The organism is Pseudomonadota bacterium (assembly GCA_022361155.1).
GTDB lineage: Bacteria > Myxococcota_A > Polyangia > Polyangiales > JAKSBK01 > JAKSBK01.
Map to the genome: position 1 here is coordinate 1 of JAKSBK010000367.1, position 17,255 is coordinate 17,255.

Consider the following 17,255-nt stretch of genomic DNA (forward strand, 5'->3'; position numbering starts at 1 on the left):
AAGACTGCGGTTCATTTCGATGCGGTGCAGCGCATATTCGAGGAGGTCCCAACGCCGCCAGCGGGCGCCAGGGCTGGGGCCAACCAACCAGGATTCCTGTGGCGAGGCACTAGTACCCTCTGCCGGAAGTTCGATCCCCAGGAGGGGGTGAGGGTCGGCTCCGAAACCCGGCCCCCACCGCGCTCGCTCGGACACCTTCTTGTCGATGCCGCGCTGCGCGCCGTGCCCGCGGCCTACCCAGACGAGAACCCGGATCGGACTTCCGGCCGTGAGCACGGCATCCCAGCACGATTCCCCCGCCGGCGCCGGGAACGACGTTCCCGTGCCGCCGGTCCAAGCGCTCATCCGGCCGGATGGCGGCGCGGTCCGTGGCCTCGGGCCGGGATCGCATGCGAAGCGCCCGCACCCCGGATAGCGGCTGGTGCGCTCACGCTCCAGCGTTACGCAACCTGCACAACGGTTCTGCCTGCCACTACAAGGACCGCATCGAGGTGACATCATGCAGGGCTCACCCATCGTACAACGGCCGGCAGGCTCATTGGCACAGCGCGCGTCTCACGCCGCGGCCTGCGGTCGAACCACCGCAACCGCGCCCGGACGATCGGCAAGGAATGACACGATTTCAAGCTAACCTAGTGCCGAAGCCCGTGTCAACAAATCGGGCAATCCCGGCAAAGGCCGCATCTGCCGAATACCAGTAGGGTTTTCGCGCACGTTGACCCACTACGCCTGCCGCCTGTGCGGCCGAGGCGGGGCTCGATGGGAGCGGACCACCTGACCATCCGCGCCGTGGGATATGTGCGCAAATGACCATTGACTTGTCATTGCCATTCGTTATCATGGCTTCTCCCGCGGCGACTACGATACAAGGCAACTACGACACAAGAGGCTGCGCGCGGGGACGGAACGCAGGAAGCTTCCAGTACGGGGCGTCGTTGGCCTCGAACCTACCAAGCAAACCAAGGCCGGCTTCAGCGAACGACGGCCCCCGAGCGAACGACAGCCCCCCGAGCGAACGACAGCCCCCCGAGCGAACGACAGGCTAATGACCACGACGGGCTGATGAGTGGAGTAGGTCGACTCGATTACCCTACCTGCGATGCAGCACTTGAGTGCCGGCGAGGTTCTGGGCCCAGAATCCCTGGCCCTACCAGCCCGGCAACCCATCGGACGGCTCTAGGAGGATAGACGACATGGCAGCTCTTGCGCACCAATTCGAGGAGGGCGGACCGGGGATGTACCCCATCCTGCTCTGGCAGATCATCGCTATCGGCGTGATCGTCGAGCGCGCCATCTACCTTTACAAGTGCTCGATCAACCGGGACGTTTTTCTCGCAACCATGCAAAAGTGCATCCTCGCGGGTGACGTGGGCCGGGCAATCAAGCTGTGCTCCGCGGCGAACGCACCACTGGCGCGCATCGTCAAGTCCGGCCTGATGAAGGTCAATCGCCCAGATACCGAGGTCCAGGCAGCCATGGACGAACAGGCGCTCAAAGAACTGCCACTGATCGAGCACCGCACACCCTATCTGGCTCTTCTGGCGAATCTGGCCATGCTCTCGGGCTTGCTCGGGACCGTGTGGGGTCTGATCGTCGCCTTTGGCGCCGTGGCCAACGCGGACGCCGCGTCCAAGGCCACGATGTTGGCGAAGGGGATCTCCGAAGCCATGAACTGCACGGCCTTTGGCTTGTTCGCCGCGATCATCGCCTTGCTCGGCTTTGCGGTCCTGAACGGTAAGACACAAACGTTGCTCGACGACATCAACTCGGCGACGGTCCAGGTCGTCAACTTGGTTGTGAATAACCGCTCGCGCATCAACCTGGAAGGCGTCGAAGCCGCAGCGTAACACAACGGGGCGCCGTCGCGGCGGGAGACCCAGGTCGGTCGCCCGTTGCGCCGGACGGTCCCAGGAACGGTACACAGCATGGGCGGCATAAGCGTTGGCGGGGGCGGACACGGTGGCAAGAAGTCGGTCGACTCGGAGATCCCGTTGATCCCGTTCATCGATCTACTGCTGTGCTGCATCATGTTCTTGCTCGTCACCGCGGTATGGAATCAGCTTGCGCGACTCAACGTCAATCAGCAGCAGCCGGGTACGACCGCCCCCAACGAGCCGCCGCCCGAGGAGAAGATCAGGCTGATTCTGCAGGTTCAGCAGACGGGTTATGTGCTGGCCTCGAGTGCCGGTGACCGCATCGAAATCCCCAAGATCGGCGATGCCTACGACCTGGCAGAGCTGCACACCAAGCTTCAGGAACGCAAGAAGCTCGAACCGAACCGAAGGGATCTGATCGTCGCGCCAGAGGACGGCGTCCAATACCTGGACGTGGTGACAGCGATGGACACGGTCGTCGGCGAAGGCTTTCCGGACATGTCGCTTTCGGACGGATCCACCCTCTAGGAACAGGTATAGCTAGGAACAGGTATAGCCGTGGCCGTTGGAAAACCTGACAAAGTCCTGCTGCACAACATTCCGCTGCGCTTCATCAGGAAGCGCGTGACCGGCGGCGGTCGCAAGCCAACGGATCACAGCATTCCGCTCGTGCCCTTCATCGACTTTTTGATCGTGCTGGTGGTGTTCTTGCTGGCATCGTTCAGCGCATCGGGCGAGCTGTTGGCGCAGCAGCCGAACCTGAAGATGCCCAGCGCCCTGAACACGACTGCATTGGAAATCTCTCCCGTGCTGGCGATCAACCCGATTGTCGTCACGCTGGACGGGCGGCGCATGGCCGATACGCAGACGCTGGCGCAGTCACCGCAGGTCGAACGCATCGAGACGATCATCCAAGACCTCGAAATGCTGAAGCGTAACTGGGCGATCTTGCATCCGCAGCAGCCCTTTCCTGGTCAAGTCATCGTGCAGGCGGACGTGGGGATCGATTTTCGCGTCGTCAAGAAGGTCATGTTCTCGGCAGCCCAGGCCGGGTACGCCAACGTGAGCTTCGCCGTCAACAAGAAGGGCGAGTAGGCGCGCTTGGCCTCGCCGGCAAGCGGCTCTCGTTCAACAGGCGACAGGTCCGGTCACATCGGCACGGTTACTCGGCTCACACCCGCCCGCTACGAGCAGCTGGGATCCGAGCCCTTCATGCCGCGGATTCCGTGGAAGTCCATGAGCATCGGCCTGGCAGCGGTCGTAGCCTTGGTTTCCGCGTACTGGTACAAGGAACAACGCAAGGCCGAGGCCCTGCGCGCGGCCATACTTCAGGTTCACGAACACGAGCTGAGCCGGGTAACGCGGCGCTATCGGCCGTTTCGCAGAAAGCTCGAAGACCGCATTATCGCCGCTGCCGCAAGGGCACCCACCGACTACGCCGACCCGCGTCTGGGCGTGGCAGCCCTGCATACCGGCCGGGGGCTGTACTTGCGGTTGCACATATCACAAGCAGCCAATCGCCGCAGCGTTTCCGAGGGCGCGAGGCAGATGAACGCGGACGCCATTCCCGCGTGCCTGGGGTTGGCCCCGGCGTCGGCCCGGGGCCTTTTCGAACAGGGCGCGTTTCTCGGCGAGGCATGGATCGAAGAAGCCCGCACCACAGACAGCGTGGCGCGCCTGCGGGTGATCGACGACGAGCTCGCACGACGCATCCGGCGCGACCTTCCGAGTGTGATGGAGCTGCTTCAAAGCGACTGGTTTCTGCTGGTGCTGCAGCACGGCCGGAAACGAGCCGACGCGGCGGTGGACGTATTTCTCTGGGATCTGCGCCAGGGGAGCAAGCTGCTGAGCGCACGCGTGCAGCCCCGGGGAGAGCTCCTGCCTTTTCGCTTCGTGACGAAAGGAGCGCCTGCCGCACCCCGAATCAAGCCGAGCCTGCGCTCGGCCGGCGCGACGGACTGCTCGATCGCAGCCCAAATCAAGGAGCTCGCCGGCGAACCGGTGCTCAACCTCCAATCGCGTGCCACGGTTCAACGCTAGTACCCTCTGCTAGCCCGCATCGGTGTCAGGTTGGGATGGCGTCGGGGCTTGCGCATCTGTCTTGACCCCGGGCACGGACGACTTGCTGTGGTCGCTGGATGCGGCTTCCTCCTTGGCGTCTCCGGCATCCTCGACGCCGGCGTCCTCATCGTCGTCGAACAGGCCTGCCATGATGTCGTCTTCGGGCTCGTCAGAAGCCCGCGGCAGCTCGTCATCGCGGCCGGACAAGGGCTGTTCGACCGCTCCGCCGTGCCGGCCCAGACTGCGCTCCTCGTCCACGTCGATTAGGCTTGGAAGATAGGTCGACAGCCAGGGCACGTAGGTCACGATCAGCAGTGCGACCACCAGGATGCCAATGAAGGGCAAGACGGACCTATACAAATAGGTCACGGGCTTTTCGAAGCGGATGCTCGATATGAACAGGTTGATGCCGACCGGCGGCGTGAGGTAGCCAATCTCGAGGTTGAGCAGGAAGATGATCGCCAGGTGGTAGGGGTCGACCCCATAGGCATAGGCGAGCGGAAGGATCAAGGGCACGACCACGACGATGGCCGAGAAGATGTCCATCAGCATGCCCACGAACAGCAGAAAGACGTTGAGCACGAGCAGGAAGGCCACCGGTGAGGTGATCACGCTCTCCATGAGCTCGACGAGCTTGGTCGGGATCTGAGCCTGCACGAGCCATCCGACGAAGCCAATGGCGGTCGCCAGAATGGCGAGGATCGCACCCACGAGCGTCATGGATTCGCGCACGATTCGAGGTAGATCCTCGCGGATGCTCACGTCGCGGTAGAGCAGGACCTGAGTGAGCAGAACGTAGACCGCCGCGAATGCGGAGGCTTCGTGGATCCGGAAAAGCCCAAACGCGAGGCCTCCGATCAGCCAGATGGGAATTGCGACCTCCCACCCGGAGACCCAAAGCGCCTTGAGCGCTCGCGACAGGTTGAAGGGCGTGCTCGGCACGTGAGCGCGTGTGCCTACGAACCCGGCGTGGATCACTAGCGCGAGCACCGTGATCACGCCTGGCAATATGCCGGCCAAGAGCACCTTGTCCACCACGAGGCCGGCTATGAGCCCGTAGAGAATCAGCGGCACACTCGGGGGAAAGAGCAAGCCCAGCGAGCCGCCAGCAGTGATCAGGCCCAGCGAGAAGCGCTCCGGGTAGCGTTCGCTGATGAGCGCCGGCAGGAGCAGACCTCCGACCGCGATGATGGTCACGCCGCTGCCGCCCGTGAAGGTCGTAAAAAAGGCCGAAGCCATCAGGCACACGGCTGCGAGTCCCCCGGGCATCCAGCCCAGCCAAGCCTTCGAAAGCTCCACCAGCCGCCTCGGCGTGCCGCTTTCCGCCAGCAGGTAACCGGAGAAGGTGAAGAGCGGAATCGTCATCAGCGTGGGCGAATCGGCGAATCGGGCGCTGAAGACATCGATCGCGACCGAAGCCATCGTGCCCTCGGGCAAGCTCATGAAAAGCGCAATGGACGCGGCCCCAAAAATGGCGTACAGGGGCGCCCCAAGGAGCGCGAACACCACAAGCGCGACAGCGATCAGGGTCAACAGGTGCCTCTCACTCCTCGTCCTTGCGGTCGTCGGCCTTCGCTCGTGTCTCCGGCTTGTCCGGCGCCGGCCCGTCGCTGGGCGGCTGCCCGCGCCCGGCATCCTCGCCGAGCTCTTTGGGCACGGCAGGCGCCGGAGGAACGCTGCTGACCGACGAAGGCACGCCGCCGGCAGGTGGCGGCGCCAGTGAAGTTCCAGAAGAGCGCAGGGCGATCTCCTTGTCGGCAGTCACGATGGCGTCCGGTCCGCCCGCGAGCACCGCCAGAGCGCCTGCGCCACGGCCGAGCATCCGCAACGACATGACGAAGAATGCCACGGGCACGATCACCTGAAAGGCCGCACCCGGAGTCTCGGCCGGCACTCCCACTGCGTTGTAAAGCGCCCGAAGCGCACAGAAAGCGCTCGGGGCGTCGAACTCGAGCTGTGCGAGCAGCTCGAACGAGGCATCGCACACGTGCATCGAGCCCTCGTTGCCCAGCACCTCGTATTCCATCGGCCGCTCGGTCAGGTTCAGTTTGACCGCTGAAAAAAAAGCGTAGGTCAGCCCTAGGGTCACGACTCCGCCGAGCAGGTTGACGATGGCCCGCATGATCCATCGAGGCTTTGGCGGCGCGATGCGGGACAGGATGTCGATACCGATGTGTTTGTCGCCGTGGCTCGCCAACGAAGCCCCCAGAAACGCGAGCCAGAGCGTGGCCTTGCGCAGAAAAGAGTCCGCCCACTCCATGTCGGTCAGAAGCGCGCTGGCCCATGCGATGTCGTAGTAGGCGAGATTGCGGACTCCAGCCTGAAAGCCGGCCATGAGCACCATGGCGAGCAGCACTGCCACGGTGAGCGCGCCCTCTCCCCAGGCCCAGGCGCGATCCAGACGACGGACAAGATTCATGGTCTCGAGGCCAGGAGAAGCAACACAGCCAGCGGGGCTTGGAGCCTGTGACGCGGGCAGGTCATGTTGCCACGAACCCTCAGGGTCCGCGCAAGAATGACCCTAGTAGAAATACTCATCCATCTGAGCGAGCAGGCGCCCTGCGCGACGCCGCGCAATCTTGTTGGACAGCCGATACTTGGACACGTCGCCAGCCTCGATCACCTCCATCAACAGCTTGTGAAACAGCTTGCGGTCCTGCAGCGCGACGGCGCAGTCCTCGGCCATGCTCACCAGGATGAGGTGGTTGTTGCGCTCGCTCGAGCGGGCGGCACGCTGCATGAGCTTGAGGCCGACTTGTGGCCGCCCGCCCGCAAGCTTGGGCACACTGCACTCGATCGTGCCGAGCAACGAAAGGCCGCGTGCTCCCGTAAGCTCCGGATCGAGCTCGACCGAGCGTTCCACGACCGCCCGGGCAAAGGGCAGATCGGCGGCGGCGGCCAGGCCCTCCTCCGACGCGATCATGGTAGCGAGCCATGCGGTGCCAGCGGTGAGCAGCACCTCGGAGTCCTCGCCCTTGTCGAAAAAATGGTAGTCAAGCCACTTCTTGAAGGCGTCGAGACCGCCGGCAACCGCTTCATCGAAGTCGCGATCGCGCAGCCGCAGCATGCGCTTGGCGAACAACAAGGCGCGATCGTACATCAAGCCCGCACGGCGATTGAGGTGCTCCGCCCGATCGAACTGCCCCGCGATCTCGGCCGCATGCGCTTGTTCCCGCACCCAACCGGTGGCGTAGGCCACGTAGGCGTCGATGATAGTGAGCATGAGCGGCTCGTAATCCGGCGCTAGCTCCACCGCGCTCTCAAGCTGAATGATCCCATAGGGAAGCGAAAGCCCTGCGAGCTCGGGATCCCAGTGCTGCATGATGCCTGTATCGGCCTCGCGCACGGCGTCGACTTGCCCCTTCGCAAGCGCGCCTCGCAAGTCGCAGCCCCCAGCCACAAGCGACAACACACCAGCCATGAGCAGCGCGGCTACTTTGGGTAACGCGAGCCTAAGCATCGAACGTTCCGCCAGCCCTCGACGCCAATCGATCACAATCCCTGGCAAGCGCTACTAGTACCTGTCCAGGCTCGAGCTTGTCAACGCGTCGTGCCGAGCAAGCTGTACACCCCGACCGGCGTACGTTCACCTACACCCGGGGCTCGTCCAGGAGACGCCGCGAGCTCGCGGCGAACGGGTTCGCTTGACGTGCCCCGCGGCAGCGCGAATGCTGCCGGGATGCCGTCGCGCGCTGCACTTGGGTTGGCCCTGCTGCTCGTTTGGCTCGAAGGGGCACAGGCTGCAGTGGTCCGCAAGCTGAGCCTCAGACAGCTGGTCACGCAAGCCGAGCTGATCGCCATCGTGCGCCCCCTAGCCCATGTTTCCCGCTGGGATTCGAATGGCCGCATTGTCACCTACGTAAGCCTGAGGATAGAGCGCATGCTCAAGGACGATCGCCCGGACCGCCGCGAGGTCCGGGTCACCGTCCTGGGCGGTTCCATAGGCGAGCTTGGTCTGGTCGTGCCCGGCGCAGCGCGTTTCCCGGCGGGCCAGCGCTGCATCGTGTTCCTGTACTCGCACCCGAACGGCGGCCTTCGAGTCGTGGGCATGTCTCAGGGAACCATGCCGATCCGAGAGCAGGCACAGGGCCCCGTCGTCACCCGGAGCACCAGCGGCCTCGCGTTGCTCGGGGCGGACGGGCAGATACACGAAGCGGATGCCCAAGAGCACAACACCCGAAGCCTCAGTGAAGTGGTGGCGCAGCTTGTCGCGCTGATCGGCGCATCGGGCTAGCCAAGCTATAGCCATGGCTACACTCGAGCTAGGGCTCACTCGGGCTTGGGCTCGACACGCTCGCGGATCATGAACTGTACGCGGCGATTGCGCGCACGGTTGCCCGCCGTGATGTTGGGTGCGAGTGGGCGCGTAGCACCGTAGCCCTTGGCCTCGAGGCGATCCGGCTTCACACCCGCATTGACTAGCCAGCTGCGCACCGAGCCGGCTCGGTTTTGCGACAGTCCGACATTGTAGCTGTCGGACCCGACGCTGTCCGTGTGGCCCTGGATTTCGATCCGCTTGAGCTCGGGATGCCTCAAAATGATGTCGGCGATCTGCCGCAGCAGCGGCGTGCTCTTGTCCCGGATTTCGTGGCTGTCGGTCACGAAGTGGATCTTGCGCCGGATGTTGATGCGCTTTCGTGTCAGCTTGACCAAGGCGCGCTTTGGCTTGGGCACGAGCGCGATTACGGGCGTGGCGGTCTTGCGTGCGACCACGGTGAACTGCTCGAGCTCGATCATGAAGCCCTCGGCATCCACGCGAGCCGTGTACTCGCCGGGAGGCAGTTCAGCGAGCTTGAAGGCCCCGGTCACATCCGAGGTGATGGTTCGTTGCGCTGGGCCCGAGATGTCGATCTTGGCGGTCAGCACCGGCCCTCCCTTGGCATCCACCACACGACCCTGCACGTCGCCAACGCGGGGCTTCGCCACAAGCTCGCAACGCATCTGCACTTCTCCCCCCTCGCCCGGAATCACGGCGGCGCAGTCGGCCGGCTCGTAGTCGGGGTGCGAGACGCGCACGATGACTTCCCCTGGATCGAGCTCGTAGCTGACGAAGGCGCCGTTTTCGAAGGTCTGCTGAAGGCTGAAGTCTCCGTCCTGGTATTGCACTGTTGCGCCGGAGACTCCGATCTCGGCACCCTTTTCGATCACACTGCCTTGGATTCGCCCCTTGACGGAAGGCGCCTCTACTGGCTTCGCCACCTCCACTCTGCGAACGATCGGTTTCGGCAGGCGCGTGTCGTACGCGTAAGCTAGGGCCAGCATCAGGTTGTAGGGGCGGTTCGGCGACAGCTCGCGAACGAATTTGGACGCACCCGTCAGCCCGCCTTCGAAGGCGAGCAGGAAACCGAGCCCGCGTACGGGCGGCAGCACACGCAGGCCCAGCGTCAGCGTCATCGGAAACGCGCCCAGGCCGGAGCCCTTGAGGCAGCTGTCGGGGCCCCCCGCCCGGCCCCGGTTGGGCCCGTTGACGATCAGGCAGCTCCAGCCCTGCCGATTGACCGGCATGCCCATGCTCCATTCCAGCAGCGGGTGAAGATAGAACGCGGAACCCGCCCGTAGCGGAGCCTCGAAGCCGAGCGACAGCGTCAACATGTCCGTACGGTTGATGCCCAACGCGAACCGCTCGATGCGTGTTAGCAGATGGATGTCGTTGAATCGCTGCTCCGGGTGGCTGGTTTGTCCAAGATCCCGGTAGATGCCGAAACGCCGCTCCTCAACGCTCTGAACGAGGTTGGCGGAATTGTCGAAGAAGTAATCGAGATTCAAGCGCACGAGCAAGGGAACACCTCCGCCGACCCGCCGCATGTCTGCCGTGGCGTTGCCGCGCAGACCAAAGCTCGTGCCCTTGAGCACCACGCCGATGTCCCCGACCGTATTGAGCAAGACGAGCCGCAGGTCCCCTCCCAGCGTCAGCCAGGACAGCACCGGGCTGAACGCCTTGACGCCGAAGGTGCTGTCGCCGAGCACCTGGAACAAGGCGGGCTCCTCGTTGGAGTTGCTGTTGGCGTGGTTGGCGATCGAAGCGTAGAGCTCCAAGAAGCTCGCCGGCGTGTAGTTCAATGCAAGCGTGCCAGCGATGAACTGGTTCGTATCGGCGGCGTCGAGGAAATCGCGCGAGCGAAAGAACTCGAAGGTGAGCTGGGTACGTAGTGCATCCACGATACCTGAGCCGGCGTCCGTGATTCGAAGGCCACCGGTTGGACCCCCCCAGGTCGTGTGGGCACGGAACATCCGTGCGCCCCCTGGACCGGTCGTCTCCACCCGATCGCCACCACCCTGCGCAGCTTCGTCAGGCCCCTGGCCGATCTCGGAAGCCCCTGCCTCAGGCGGGGTCTCGTAGCCCTCGAAGGCATCCTCGAACTCGCTGTCGAAAGACTCCTCCCCTTCGCCCGCATCCCCGAAGGGGTCCTGTTGGGGCGAGTCCCCGAAGGCATCGTCTCCAAACGAGTCGTCGAACTCGTCCGGCTGCGCACGCGCGGCGCTCGCAGACACCAGCAAGAGCGCAACCCCGAAGACCTGAGCCCGGCGGATGGAATCCCTTATCCCCATTAGCTGTGCCTCTTGGCTCTTTCCCGTGCACGCTCGGTGCCACGTTGCGTCGGTGTCGAAGACTGAGCGTGGGTCACGCGTGGCGCTACTCCGCCTGGTCCTGCGCCGGGCCTTGAGCAGCCCCAGCTTCAGGTCGTGGCGCGGGCGTGACCGCCAGCTCGGCCGGAAGATCGGGGCGGGGCACTCGATCCGGGCAGGGTAGCCCCGGTCCAGCAAACACAAACAGGCCTGACGACGATCGGGGCGGCATCGGCGGCGGAGCCTGCGGAATCCACGAGTTGCCTGCCACGGGACGTGTCAGGAAGCTCCCCGGTGGAAGCTGCGAGTGGAAGGGCTTGATCGTGGGGGCGAGGGGGGGCGCAGCCGGTGGCGCGGACGTGGGGGTCTCGTTTTCGTCGCGTGCGGGAGGCGCAAGCGTGATGCCGTCCTCTTCGTCGTCCTGTGTCTCCGGAAGCGTAACGCGGTCCCGCGCGAGCGCAGGGTCGAAGATGGCAGGTTCGCCGGCAACTGTCTGCGAAGCCGTCGTGCTCGCGGCCTCGGTGGACTCCTCCTCACAGAGCGCCGCGGCTTGCTCCGCCTCCTCGGCCTGAGCAGCGAGGAACGGCAGGTCTGCGATTGCGGTGGGTGCACTGTACGGGTCGTCGTCGAACTCCCCCTCGGGTGCGAACTGGATGTCGTCGGCAGGCACGGCGTCGCTGGGGATCGAGGTCGCTTCTGGAATAGGCGTTGCCCCGGCACGCTCTGGGCCGTGTGGTTCCAGAACCGCGACCGGTGCGGCGGCGTCGTGCTCCGCGGACTCCACGGTTGGCGCTTCGATATACTCCGCTTCGGAAACGCCCTGCGGATCCTCTGGCAGCGCCTCCACCTCGTCGGCGGACACTTCGAGCGCCTCGTGTCCGTAGGGTTGCTTGTGCGCGGGCCCGATGATCAGCTCCGGAGGTTGGTCGGAACCGAACAGGGCCGCGCGAACCGCCAGCAGGTGCTCGAAAACCGCCGCGGAGGCCTCTTCGAACTCAAGGCTGTCCAGCACAAGCTCGAAGCGCCCGCCGGAGCGCGAATCCTCGCCCTTGTCGATCGACTCGACGCAGCGGCCGCGACCGCCGAAGGCGAGCATACCGTCCTGCAGCAGAACGCTAAACGCGACGCCGTCGCCTTCGGCAACGGACTCGTGGGATCGCAGCGATATCTGGCCTAGCCGCACCCGCGAAGCATACCCCTCGGCAAGCTCCGAAACGGTCGAGAACTTGGTGTGCACGCTGATGTCAGCGCTCACCGCAATACCTCATGCAATGCCTCATGGTTGCTCCTTCCGGATGCAAATGCCTCATGGTTGCTCCTTCCGGATGCAAACGCCTCATGGTTGCTCCTTCCGGATGCAAACGCCTCATGGTTGCTCCTTTCGGATGCAATGCCTCATGGTTGCTCCTTCTGACCTCCGAAGGCCTGAGTCTGTGGCTCGTCCGAGCTGCCGAGCAATAACTCTACACGGCGCTCGGCCTCGTCGAGCCGATTCGCACCGATTTTCGACAGGCGCACGCCCTCCTCGAACAGAGCCACGGCCTGCTCGAGCGGCGTTTCGCCACGACCGAGCTCGGCGACGACGCGCTCGAGCTTGGACAACACCTGCTCGAAGGACAGCTCGTCGCAGGCAGCCGTTTCTTTATCGTGCACCATGGAGTCCCTGACAGACGATGCCCAATACCGAGCCCGCCTGCAAGCACAGATGCCCCAACGGGTGGAGTTGACCTGGCCTGCCTCGCGACCATAATCGCCCAAACCGTGACGCAGCCGCAGCAGGTGCGCTCGCCGTGCGTGGTGGTGCCTGGCAACTACGACGGTGTCCATCGGGGACATCGGGCCTTGCTGCGCGCCGCTCGCGAGGCCGGCACCGAAGCGCTGCCCGTGGTGGCCCTCACCTTCGACCCGCACCCGGCACGCGTGCTGGCACCGGCGCAGGCGCCTGCTCAGCTGACAACCTTGACGCGGCGCATCGAGCTGCTGAACGGGTGCGGCGCGGACGAGGTGCGCGTGCAGCGGTTCGACCGTGCCTTTGCCTCGCTTGAGCCCGAGCGCTTCGCACGCCAGCTGCTGCGCGATGGGCTAAAGGCACGCTTGGTGGTCGTGGGGCCGGATTTTCGCTTCGGCGCCGGACGCGCAGGAACGGCGGAGGTTCTGCGCGGGCTTGGTGACCGCCTCGGGTTCTCGGTGCTACCCGTGCCCTCGATCCGCGCGCACGGCCTGACCGTATCGTCCAGCGCAATCCGAGACGCCATCGCTCGCAGCGACCTCGCCTTGGCGACGCGCATGCTGGGCAGGCACCACGACGTGACGGGAACGGTGGTCGAGGGCAACAAGCGCGGCCGCGATCTGGGATTCCCAACGGCGAACGTGGTGCCGGAACCGGTGCTGCTGCCCCCCGATGGGGTCTATGCGGTGCTGGCACAGCGCCTGTCGCCAGGGCCCGGTCCGGTGCTCCCAGCGGTGGCGAATCTCGGACTGAGGCCTACGTTCAAGGCGGGCCGCTCGCTCGAGGTGCACCTGCTGGACTTCGACCAAGACCTGTACGGGTGCCCGCTGCGTGTCGCGTTCGTCGAGTATTTGCGTGCCGAGCAGCGCTTTGACGGCGTACAATCCCTGAGGGCGCAAATCCGCAAGGACGTGTTGTCGGCCAGGCAGGTCTTGGGGACCTGAAACCCGGGAGCAGCGACTGTGGACGTGAAGACCATCGAGCAGTGCACGCGAGCCGAGCTGGAGGACGAAGCCAAGCACCTGGGCATCGAGGGCTACCAGCACCTGACTCGCCGCGAGCTCGTGCGGGTGCTGCGCGGACGCCTGCGCGCGGGTCGGCTCCAGACGGCAAGGCAGGCGCTCTGGCACGCCGCACAAGCGCTCGAACGTGGATCGGGTCTGCTCGGACGCTTTTTGCGCAGAGCTGAAGCGACCGCACCCCAGACGAAGGAACCGGACCAGCCGAACCAGCCCGCCGGCATAACGGCAGGGGACAGTGCAGCTCACGGGGTCTTGGAGCAAGCGGCCGTTTCAGATTCGAGCGCGGAACCTTCCCGTCCCACCCAGGCCGTCCCCAACACCGCCCTCGGACCCGCGCCCGCAGCAGAGGACGAATCCACAGCCGAGCAGGGCAACACCGCAGGCGAGCAGGGCGAATCCACAGCCAAGCAGCGCGAATCCGCAGGCGAGCGGCCGGCCGCAGCGCGGGACGAGGTCCGCTGCGAGCGGCAAGGAGACGAGCTGCACATCCGGTGGGACGTAAGCCCGAGTGGGCTGACGCGGGCGGAGGCCGTGCTTGGAGCAACCGGCGAACTCACGCTGCGCCTCATCGCGGTGGCCCCCGATCCAAGCGAGGTGCTGCGCACCGACGTCACGGATCAGCGCCCGATCGAGCGCTCGGGCCGCTGGTCGACCCCGGCGCTTGACCCCGGCAGCCGTGGGCTCGCCGCCGTGGGTCTGCTAGCCCAGGGCCGGTTCGTGGCGATCTCGCACGCGAAGACCCCATAGGGCCGCAAAAAGCCTGCCGAGCTTGCGGGTCGCCGCGGCCCGACGCAACGCGCTGCGGTTGCGACCGATACCTGCTTCAGTGAGCTGCGAGTCCACGATGACTTGTCGCATATGCGCTCTGGCGCTCCTGATCGTGGTGCCTGGCTGCAGCGGACGAGGCCCCGATCTGGCTCGCTGGCTGCCGGAATGCCGCCTCGTGCTGCTGGCAACGCACCGGGCGCGCACCGGTAATCGGTTGGCCGTGCGGGGTCGCTGGCAGGGGCGGCTGGACTTGCGCTGGCGCCTGCGGTCGTATCGCGGCTCGGCGGGGGAGCCTGCGACCATGCCCGGCTCCTCAGCGGCGGCTGGCCGCGTCCGGGCGAGCGGAACCGCGCCCTGTACGCATCGGGCTCTGTGCGACCTCGAGCAGTCCACTCGCCAAGACGCCCTGGCTCAGCTGGCCACGCTAGTAGCAGGAGAACATGACCCATGAACACAACGCACGTTCGCAAGCCGACTCCAAACCGGATCAGCAAGCAGATCAGCAAGGCGGCGCGTTGCAGGTTGATCTGCCTTGCCTTGCTGTGGGTGCTGATCGGCGCCTTGCCCTGTTGCGCTGCGTTCGCGCAGGACCGCCGCGTGCGTTACGGCCATGGCCCGGACGAGCGCGCTGGGGACGGCCGGCCGGTCGTCGATCGCGCGCGGCAGGGGCGCGAGCAGGAAGAGCGGCGACCGAGCAGGATCAAGGCGCACGCTTCCCCCCGGCGCGAACCGGCGCTGACGCGGGCAGCGCTGGTCCGAGGCTTGCGACGCTACCGAAACGAGCCCAGCGTGAGCGAGGTGGTGCATGCGGCGCTCGCCGCCAAAGCGAAGCAGCGGCCGTCGCCCAAGGCGCTCTCAAGCCGGGCGCGCAGATCGGGATGGCTGCCCAGCGTGCGCTTGAGCGCCCGGCGAGGCCAGGGTTGGGATCTGTACGAATCGCAGTCCGGCACGACCACAAGCCGGCTATCCACCGATGACAACCTGACCCTCGAGGCCGCGCTGACCTTCGATCTCGCGCGCCTGGTTTATGCGCGTGACGAGGTGGCGTTGATGCGGGAACAGCGTGCCTGGCTCGACAGCCGGGCTGCGCTGATGCGACAGATCGTCGAGCTATACTTCGAGCGCCGACGCCTGCAGCTCGAACGCGATCTACTCGGCCGCAAGGATGCCGGAAGGCTCCTGAGGATCGCAGAGATCGAAGCACTGCTCGATGCCTTTACGGGTGGCGCGTTTGGACGCATGCTAGCGTCTCCGCACGTGCCCCAGCCGTGACCACCAGTCGCCGAAAACACGCTCGCTACGCCGTGGCACTGACCGCCGAGATCGACGCCGGCGCGCAAACACTAGGAGGCACGACACACAATGTCTCCATGGGCGGAGCCGCGGTCATCGTGCCGCAAGCCGTGGTCGATGGAACCCATGTCAGGCTCACCCTCATCATGACGGGCGACGGAGTCGAGGACCCCGAGGAAGATCCCTTGATCACCGACGCGCGCGTGATCTGGACGGCCGAGCGCGACGACGGTCAGACCACGGTGGGCTTGCGGTTTGTCGAGATGGCTGCGGGCCAAAGCGCGCACCTTGGACGCTTTCTGGAGGCGATCGACGCCTGACCGATAGGGCTGGCGCTGAAGGGAGGCTTGGTGCGGAGGGTCCTCAAGGGGCGCGCGAGCCCGCTCGTGCCAGCTCACGTCGAGCGCGGACTCGCCAGACTGCGTGCAGGCCCGTGGCGAGCACGACACCACAGACAACCTGGCCCACGGCGAGCTGCGGGACTGCGCCAGCAAGCGACCATGACCACGCGACGGCGGTGCCGCCGGCAACCAGGACTGCCAGCACGATCGAGCACGTGCCAGGACACAGCTGTTCGCCGAGCGCACGAGCGAGCCAAGCCAGCGCGAGCGCCTTTGCGCCGTAGCACAGCGTCACAAACGCCCACGTGTGTGCGCTCGCCGTAGCATCGAGCGGGCTCTGCCAGCCGCCCAGGAACACGGCAGCACCCAACGCCGCCAGCATGAACTGTTGAACGCCCGCCACGACAGCTGCGGGCCCGGCTTGTAGTGGGCCCAGGAGCTCCAACGTCTTCAGGCTTCTGGCCGCACCCAAGAGATAGAGACTCAGCGCACACAGACCGGCAAGGCTGCGCATGCCGAGCCACTGCCACGGCGCAAAACCCTGCGCCTGCACCACGCGCCCGAGCGTTGCGCTCGAGCTCAGCACGTGGGCACACAGCAGCGCCGCAGCGAGGCCGATCAGGGCAGGGACCTGTGCGGCCAGCACGCGGCCCACCGGTCTGGGAGCCGTTCGGCACCGAGCAACAGCGATAGCCGGCGCCAGCGCGAGCGCAGCCCAACACCACAAGAGGCTCGCGCTGGCGCCGGCTACCCGAACCAGCGCCAGCGCGACGACGCTACCCAGCGCCGCAACACAGGCAGCGATCCACGACCGCTGCCTCTGCCGCAGCTCCTGCCGCAGCCAGAGCAGGAAACGAACCAGCCTTCCATGATGCCGCCCCCTCTGCAGCCTGCGCCGTGCAGGCCTCGCGCTCGAGCTGGGTATCGCCCTCCCGTCGACGTGGTAGCGCGCCAACAGATGCGGTCCATGCTGCCAGGCGCGGGCCAACGCCTCGCTCAAGCGCAGCGCCGGTGCACCCGGCCCGATAAACCCGAAACACAAGGCCCAGAACAACGCTGCCAGCGACAGCCCGAGCTGCATCGGTGTGAGCGCGGCTTGTTCCCGGCGCTCGATCTTGGATTGGGCCGGCGGCAGCGAGGAAACGAGAGCGAGCCGAACGTCGCGCAGCCTGCCGGCGATTTCGACACCCCGGTCGGGCGCCGCCGCAAAGTGCACGCTTACCTCCCCCACGAACTCCGCCCGCGGCCGTAACGGAGCAAAGCTGATAGGGTCCACCTGCACCTCGACCACCCTGGGGGAAAGCACCCGTCCCTGGACTTCGAACAGCACCGCAACCGCCTCCCCACCGCCTCGCTCGGCGTACCCCGAGAAGCGCACCCGGCAGGATCGATCCAAGGCAAACCCCTCGCCCACGATCTGCAGCCGCTCCCCCGGCTCCACCGCATCCGGCCTAATCGCTTCGAGCTCGATCAACTCGATCTCTGCCAGCGATTCACAGCCCAGCACTCCGAGCAACAGGAGCGGCGCAACCATCGAACGCACGACAGTCTCTAGAACGCGGGTAGACGTCGTCCCCGGCCGCAGCACTGCCACGGAGGC

At 65.7% G+C, this 17,255-nt stretch carries 17 protein-coding genes and 1 pseudogene; 10 read left to right on the forward strand and 8 right to left on the reverse strand.

Features of this window, described 5'->3' with window-relative positions; genetic code table 11:
* A partial coding sequence (locus MJD61_14075; GenBank protein ID MCG8556398.1) for a hypothetical protein occupies window positions 1–345 on the reverse strand: 345 nt, incomplete at its 3' end.
* Between the two features lie 848 nt (window positions 346–1,193).
* Here MJD61_14075 and MJD61_14080 point away from each other — a divergent pair.
* From MJD61_14080 to MJD61_14095, 4 genes are all read left to right on the forward strand, one after another.
* Window positions 1,194–1,847 (forward strand): MotA/TolQ/ExbB proton channel family protein, encoded by a 654-nt coding sequence (locus tag MJD61_14080; GenBank protein MCG8556399.1) that lies wholly within the window; start codon window positions 1,194–1,196, stop codon window positions 1,845–1,847.
* 78 nt (window positions 1,848–1,925) lie between these two features.
* Window positions 1,926–2,402, forward strand: coding sequence for a biopolymer transporter ExbD (locus MJD61_14085; GenBank protein ID MCG8556400.1), 477 nt, complete (start codon window positions 1,926–1,928; stop codon window positions 2,400–2,402).
* A gap of 96 nt (window positions 2,403–2,498) precedes the next feature.
* Window positions 2,499–2,969 (forward strand): biopolymer transporter ExbD, encoded by a 471-nt coding sequence (locus MJD61_14090; protein ID MCG8556401.1) that lies wholly within the window; start codon window positions 2,499–2,501, stop codon window positions 2,967–2,969.
* A gap of 6 nt (window positions 2,970–2,975) precedes the next feature.
* On the forward strand, window positions 2,976–3,914 hold the full coding sequence (locus tag MJD61_14095) for a hypothetical protein (protein ID MCG8556402.1): 939 nt from the start codon (window positions 2,976–2,978) through the stop codon (window positions 3,912–3,914).
* Window positions 3,915–4,208: 294 nt separating this feature from the next.
* Here the strand turns inward: MJD61_14095 and MJD61_14100 are convergent.
* The 3 genes and pseudogenes from MJD61_14100 to MJD61_14110 form a co-directional block, all read right to left on the reverse strand.
* Window positions 4,209–5,471, reverse strand: a pseudogene (locus MJD61_14100) (TRAP transporter large permease subunit).
* Between the two features lie 7 nt (window positions 5,472–5,478).
* Window positions 5,479–6,354, reverse strand: a complete 876-nt coding sequence (locus MJD61_14105; protein ID MCG8556403.1) for a TRAP transporter small permease — start codon at window positions 6,352–6,354, stop codon at window positions 5,479–5,481.
* A gap of 102 nt (window positions 6,355–6,456) precedes the next feature.
* Window positions 6,457–7,395, reverse strand: coding sequence for a TRAP transporter TatT component family protein (locus MJD61_14110; GenBank protein ID MCG8556404.1), 939 nt, complete (start codon window positions 7,393–7,395; stop codon window positions 6,457–6,459).
* Window positions 7,396–7,614: 219 nt separating this feature from the next.
* Between MJD61_14110 and MJD61_14115 the strand changes: the two genes are divergently transcribed.
* Entirely contained in the window at window positions 7,615–8,169 is a 555-nt protein-coding gene (locus tag MJD61_14115) for a hypothetical protein (GenBank protein MCG8556405.1), read from the forward strand.
* 35 nt (window positions 8,170–8,204) lie between these two features.
* Here the strand turns inward: MJD61_14115 and MJD61_14120 are convergent, their stop codons facing one another.
* The 3 genes from MJD61_14120 to xseB all read right to left on the reverse strand — a co-directional run bounded on the left by MJD61_14120 (window position 8,205) and on the right by xseB (window position 12,158).
* Complete coding sequence (locus MJD61_14120) at window positions 8,205–10,484, reverse strand: OmpA family protein (GenBank protein ID MCG8556406.1); 2,280 nt, start codon at window positions 10,482–10,484, stop codon at window positions 8,205–8,207.
* An 85-nt stretch (window positions 10,485–10,569) separates the two neighbouring features.
* A complete protein-coding gene (locus MJD61_14125) occupies window positions 10,570–11,757 on the reverse strand; it encodes a hypothetical protein (protein ID MCG8556407.1) in 1,188 nt (395 codons plus the stop codon).
* A gap of 140 nt (window positions 11,758–11,897) precedes the next feature.
* Window positions 11,898–12,158 carry an exodeoxyribonuclease VII small subunit gene (gene xseB, locus MJD61_14130; GenBank protein MCG8556408.1) on the reverse strand — a complete coding sequence of 87 codons (261 nt, stop codon included), beginning with the start codon at window positions 12,156–12,158 and terminating at the stop codon, window positions 11,898–11,900.
* 105 nt (window positions 12,159–12,263) lie between these two features.
* Here xseB and MJD61_14135 point away from each other — a divergent pair, with 105 nt between their 5' ends.
* The 5 genes from MJD61_14135 to MJD61_14155 all read left to right on the forward strand — a co-directional run bounded on the left by MJD61_14135 (window position 12,264) and on the right by MJD61_14155 (window position 15,634).
* Window positions 12,264–13,175 (forward strand): bifunctional riboflavin kinase/FAD synthetase, encoded by a 912-nt coding sequence (locus tag MJD61_14135; GenBank protein MCG8556409.1) that lies wholly within the window; start codon window positions 12,264–12,266, stop codon window positions 13,173–13,175.
* Between the two features lie 24 nt (window positions 13,176–13,199).
* Window positions 13,200–14,000 (forward strand): hypothetical protein, encoded by an 801-nt coding sequence (locus tag MJD61_14140; protein MCG8556410.1) that lies wholly within the window; start codon window positions 13,200–13,202, stop codon window positions 13,998–14,000.
* A gap of 97 nt (window positions 14,001–14,097) precedes the next feature.
* The gene (locus MJD61_14145) at window positions 14,098–14,472 is read left to right on the forward strand and encodes a hypothetical protein (GenBank protein MCG8556411.1); all 375 of its coding nucleotides are present in this window, start codon (window positions 14,098–14,100) and stop codon (window positions 14,470–14,472) included.
* On the forward strand, window positions 14,469–15,293 hold the full coding sequence (locus MJD61_14150; GenBank protein ID MCG8556412.1) for a hypothetical protein: 825 nt from the start codon (window positions 14,469–14,471) through the stop codon (window positions 15,291–15,293). The genes MJD61_14145 and MJD61_14150 overlap by 4 nt, the downstream gene beginning before the upstream one ends.
* A complete protein-coding gene (locus MJD61_14155; protein ID MCG8556413.1) occupies window positions 15,290–15,634 on the forward strand; it encodes a PilZ domain-containing protein in 345 nt (114 codons plus the stop codon). The genes MJD61_14150 and MJD61_14155 overlap by 4 nt, the downstream gene beginning before the upstream one ends.
* A gap of 43 nt (window positions 15,635–15,677) precedes the next feature.
* On the opposite strand, the gene MJD61_14160 is transcribed toward MJD61_14155, so the two are convergent.
* Window positions 15,678–17,255 (reverse strand): hypothetical protein (locus tag MJD61_14160; protein MCG8556414.1); only part of this gene is annotated, 1,578 nt, incomplete at its 5' end.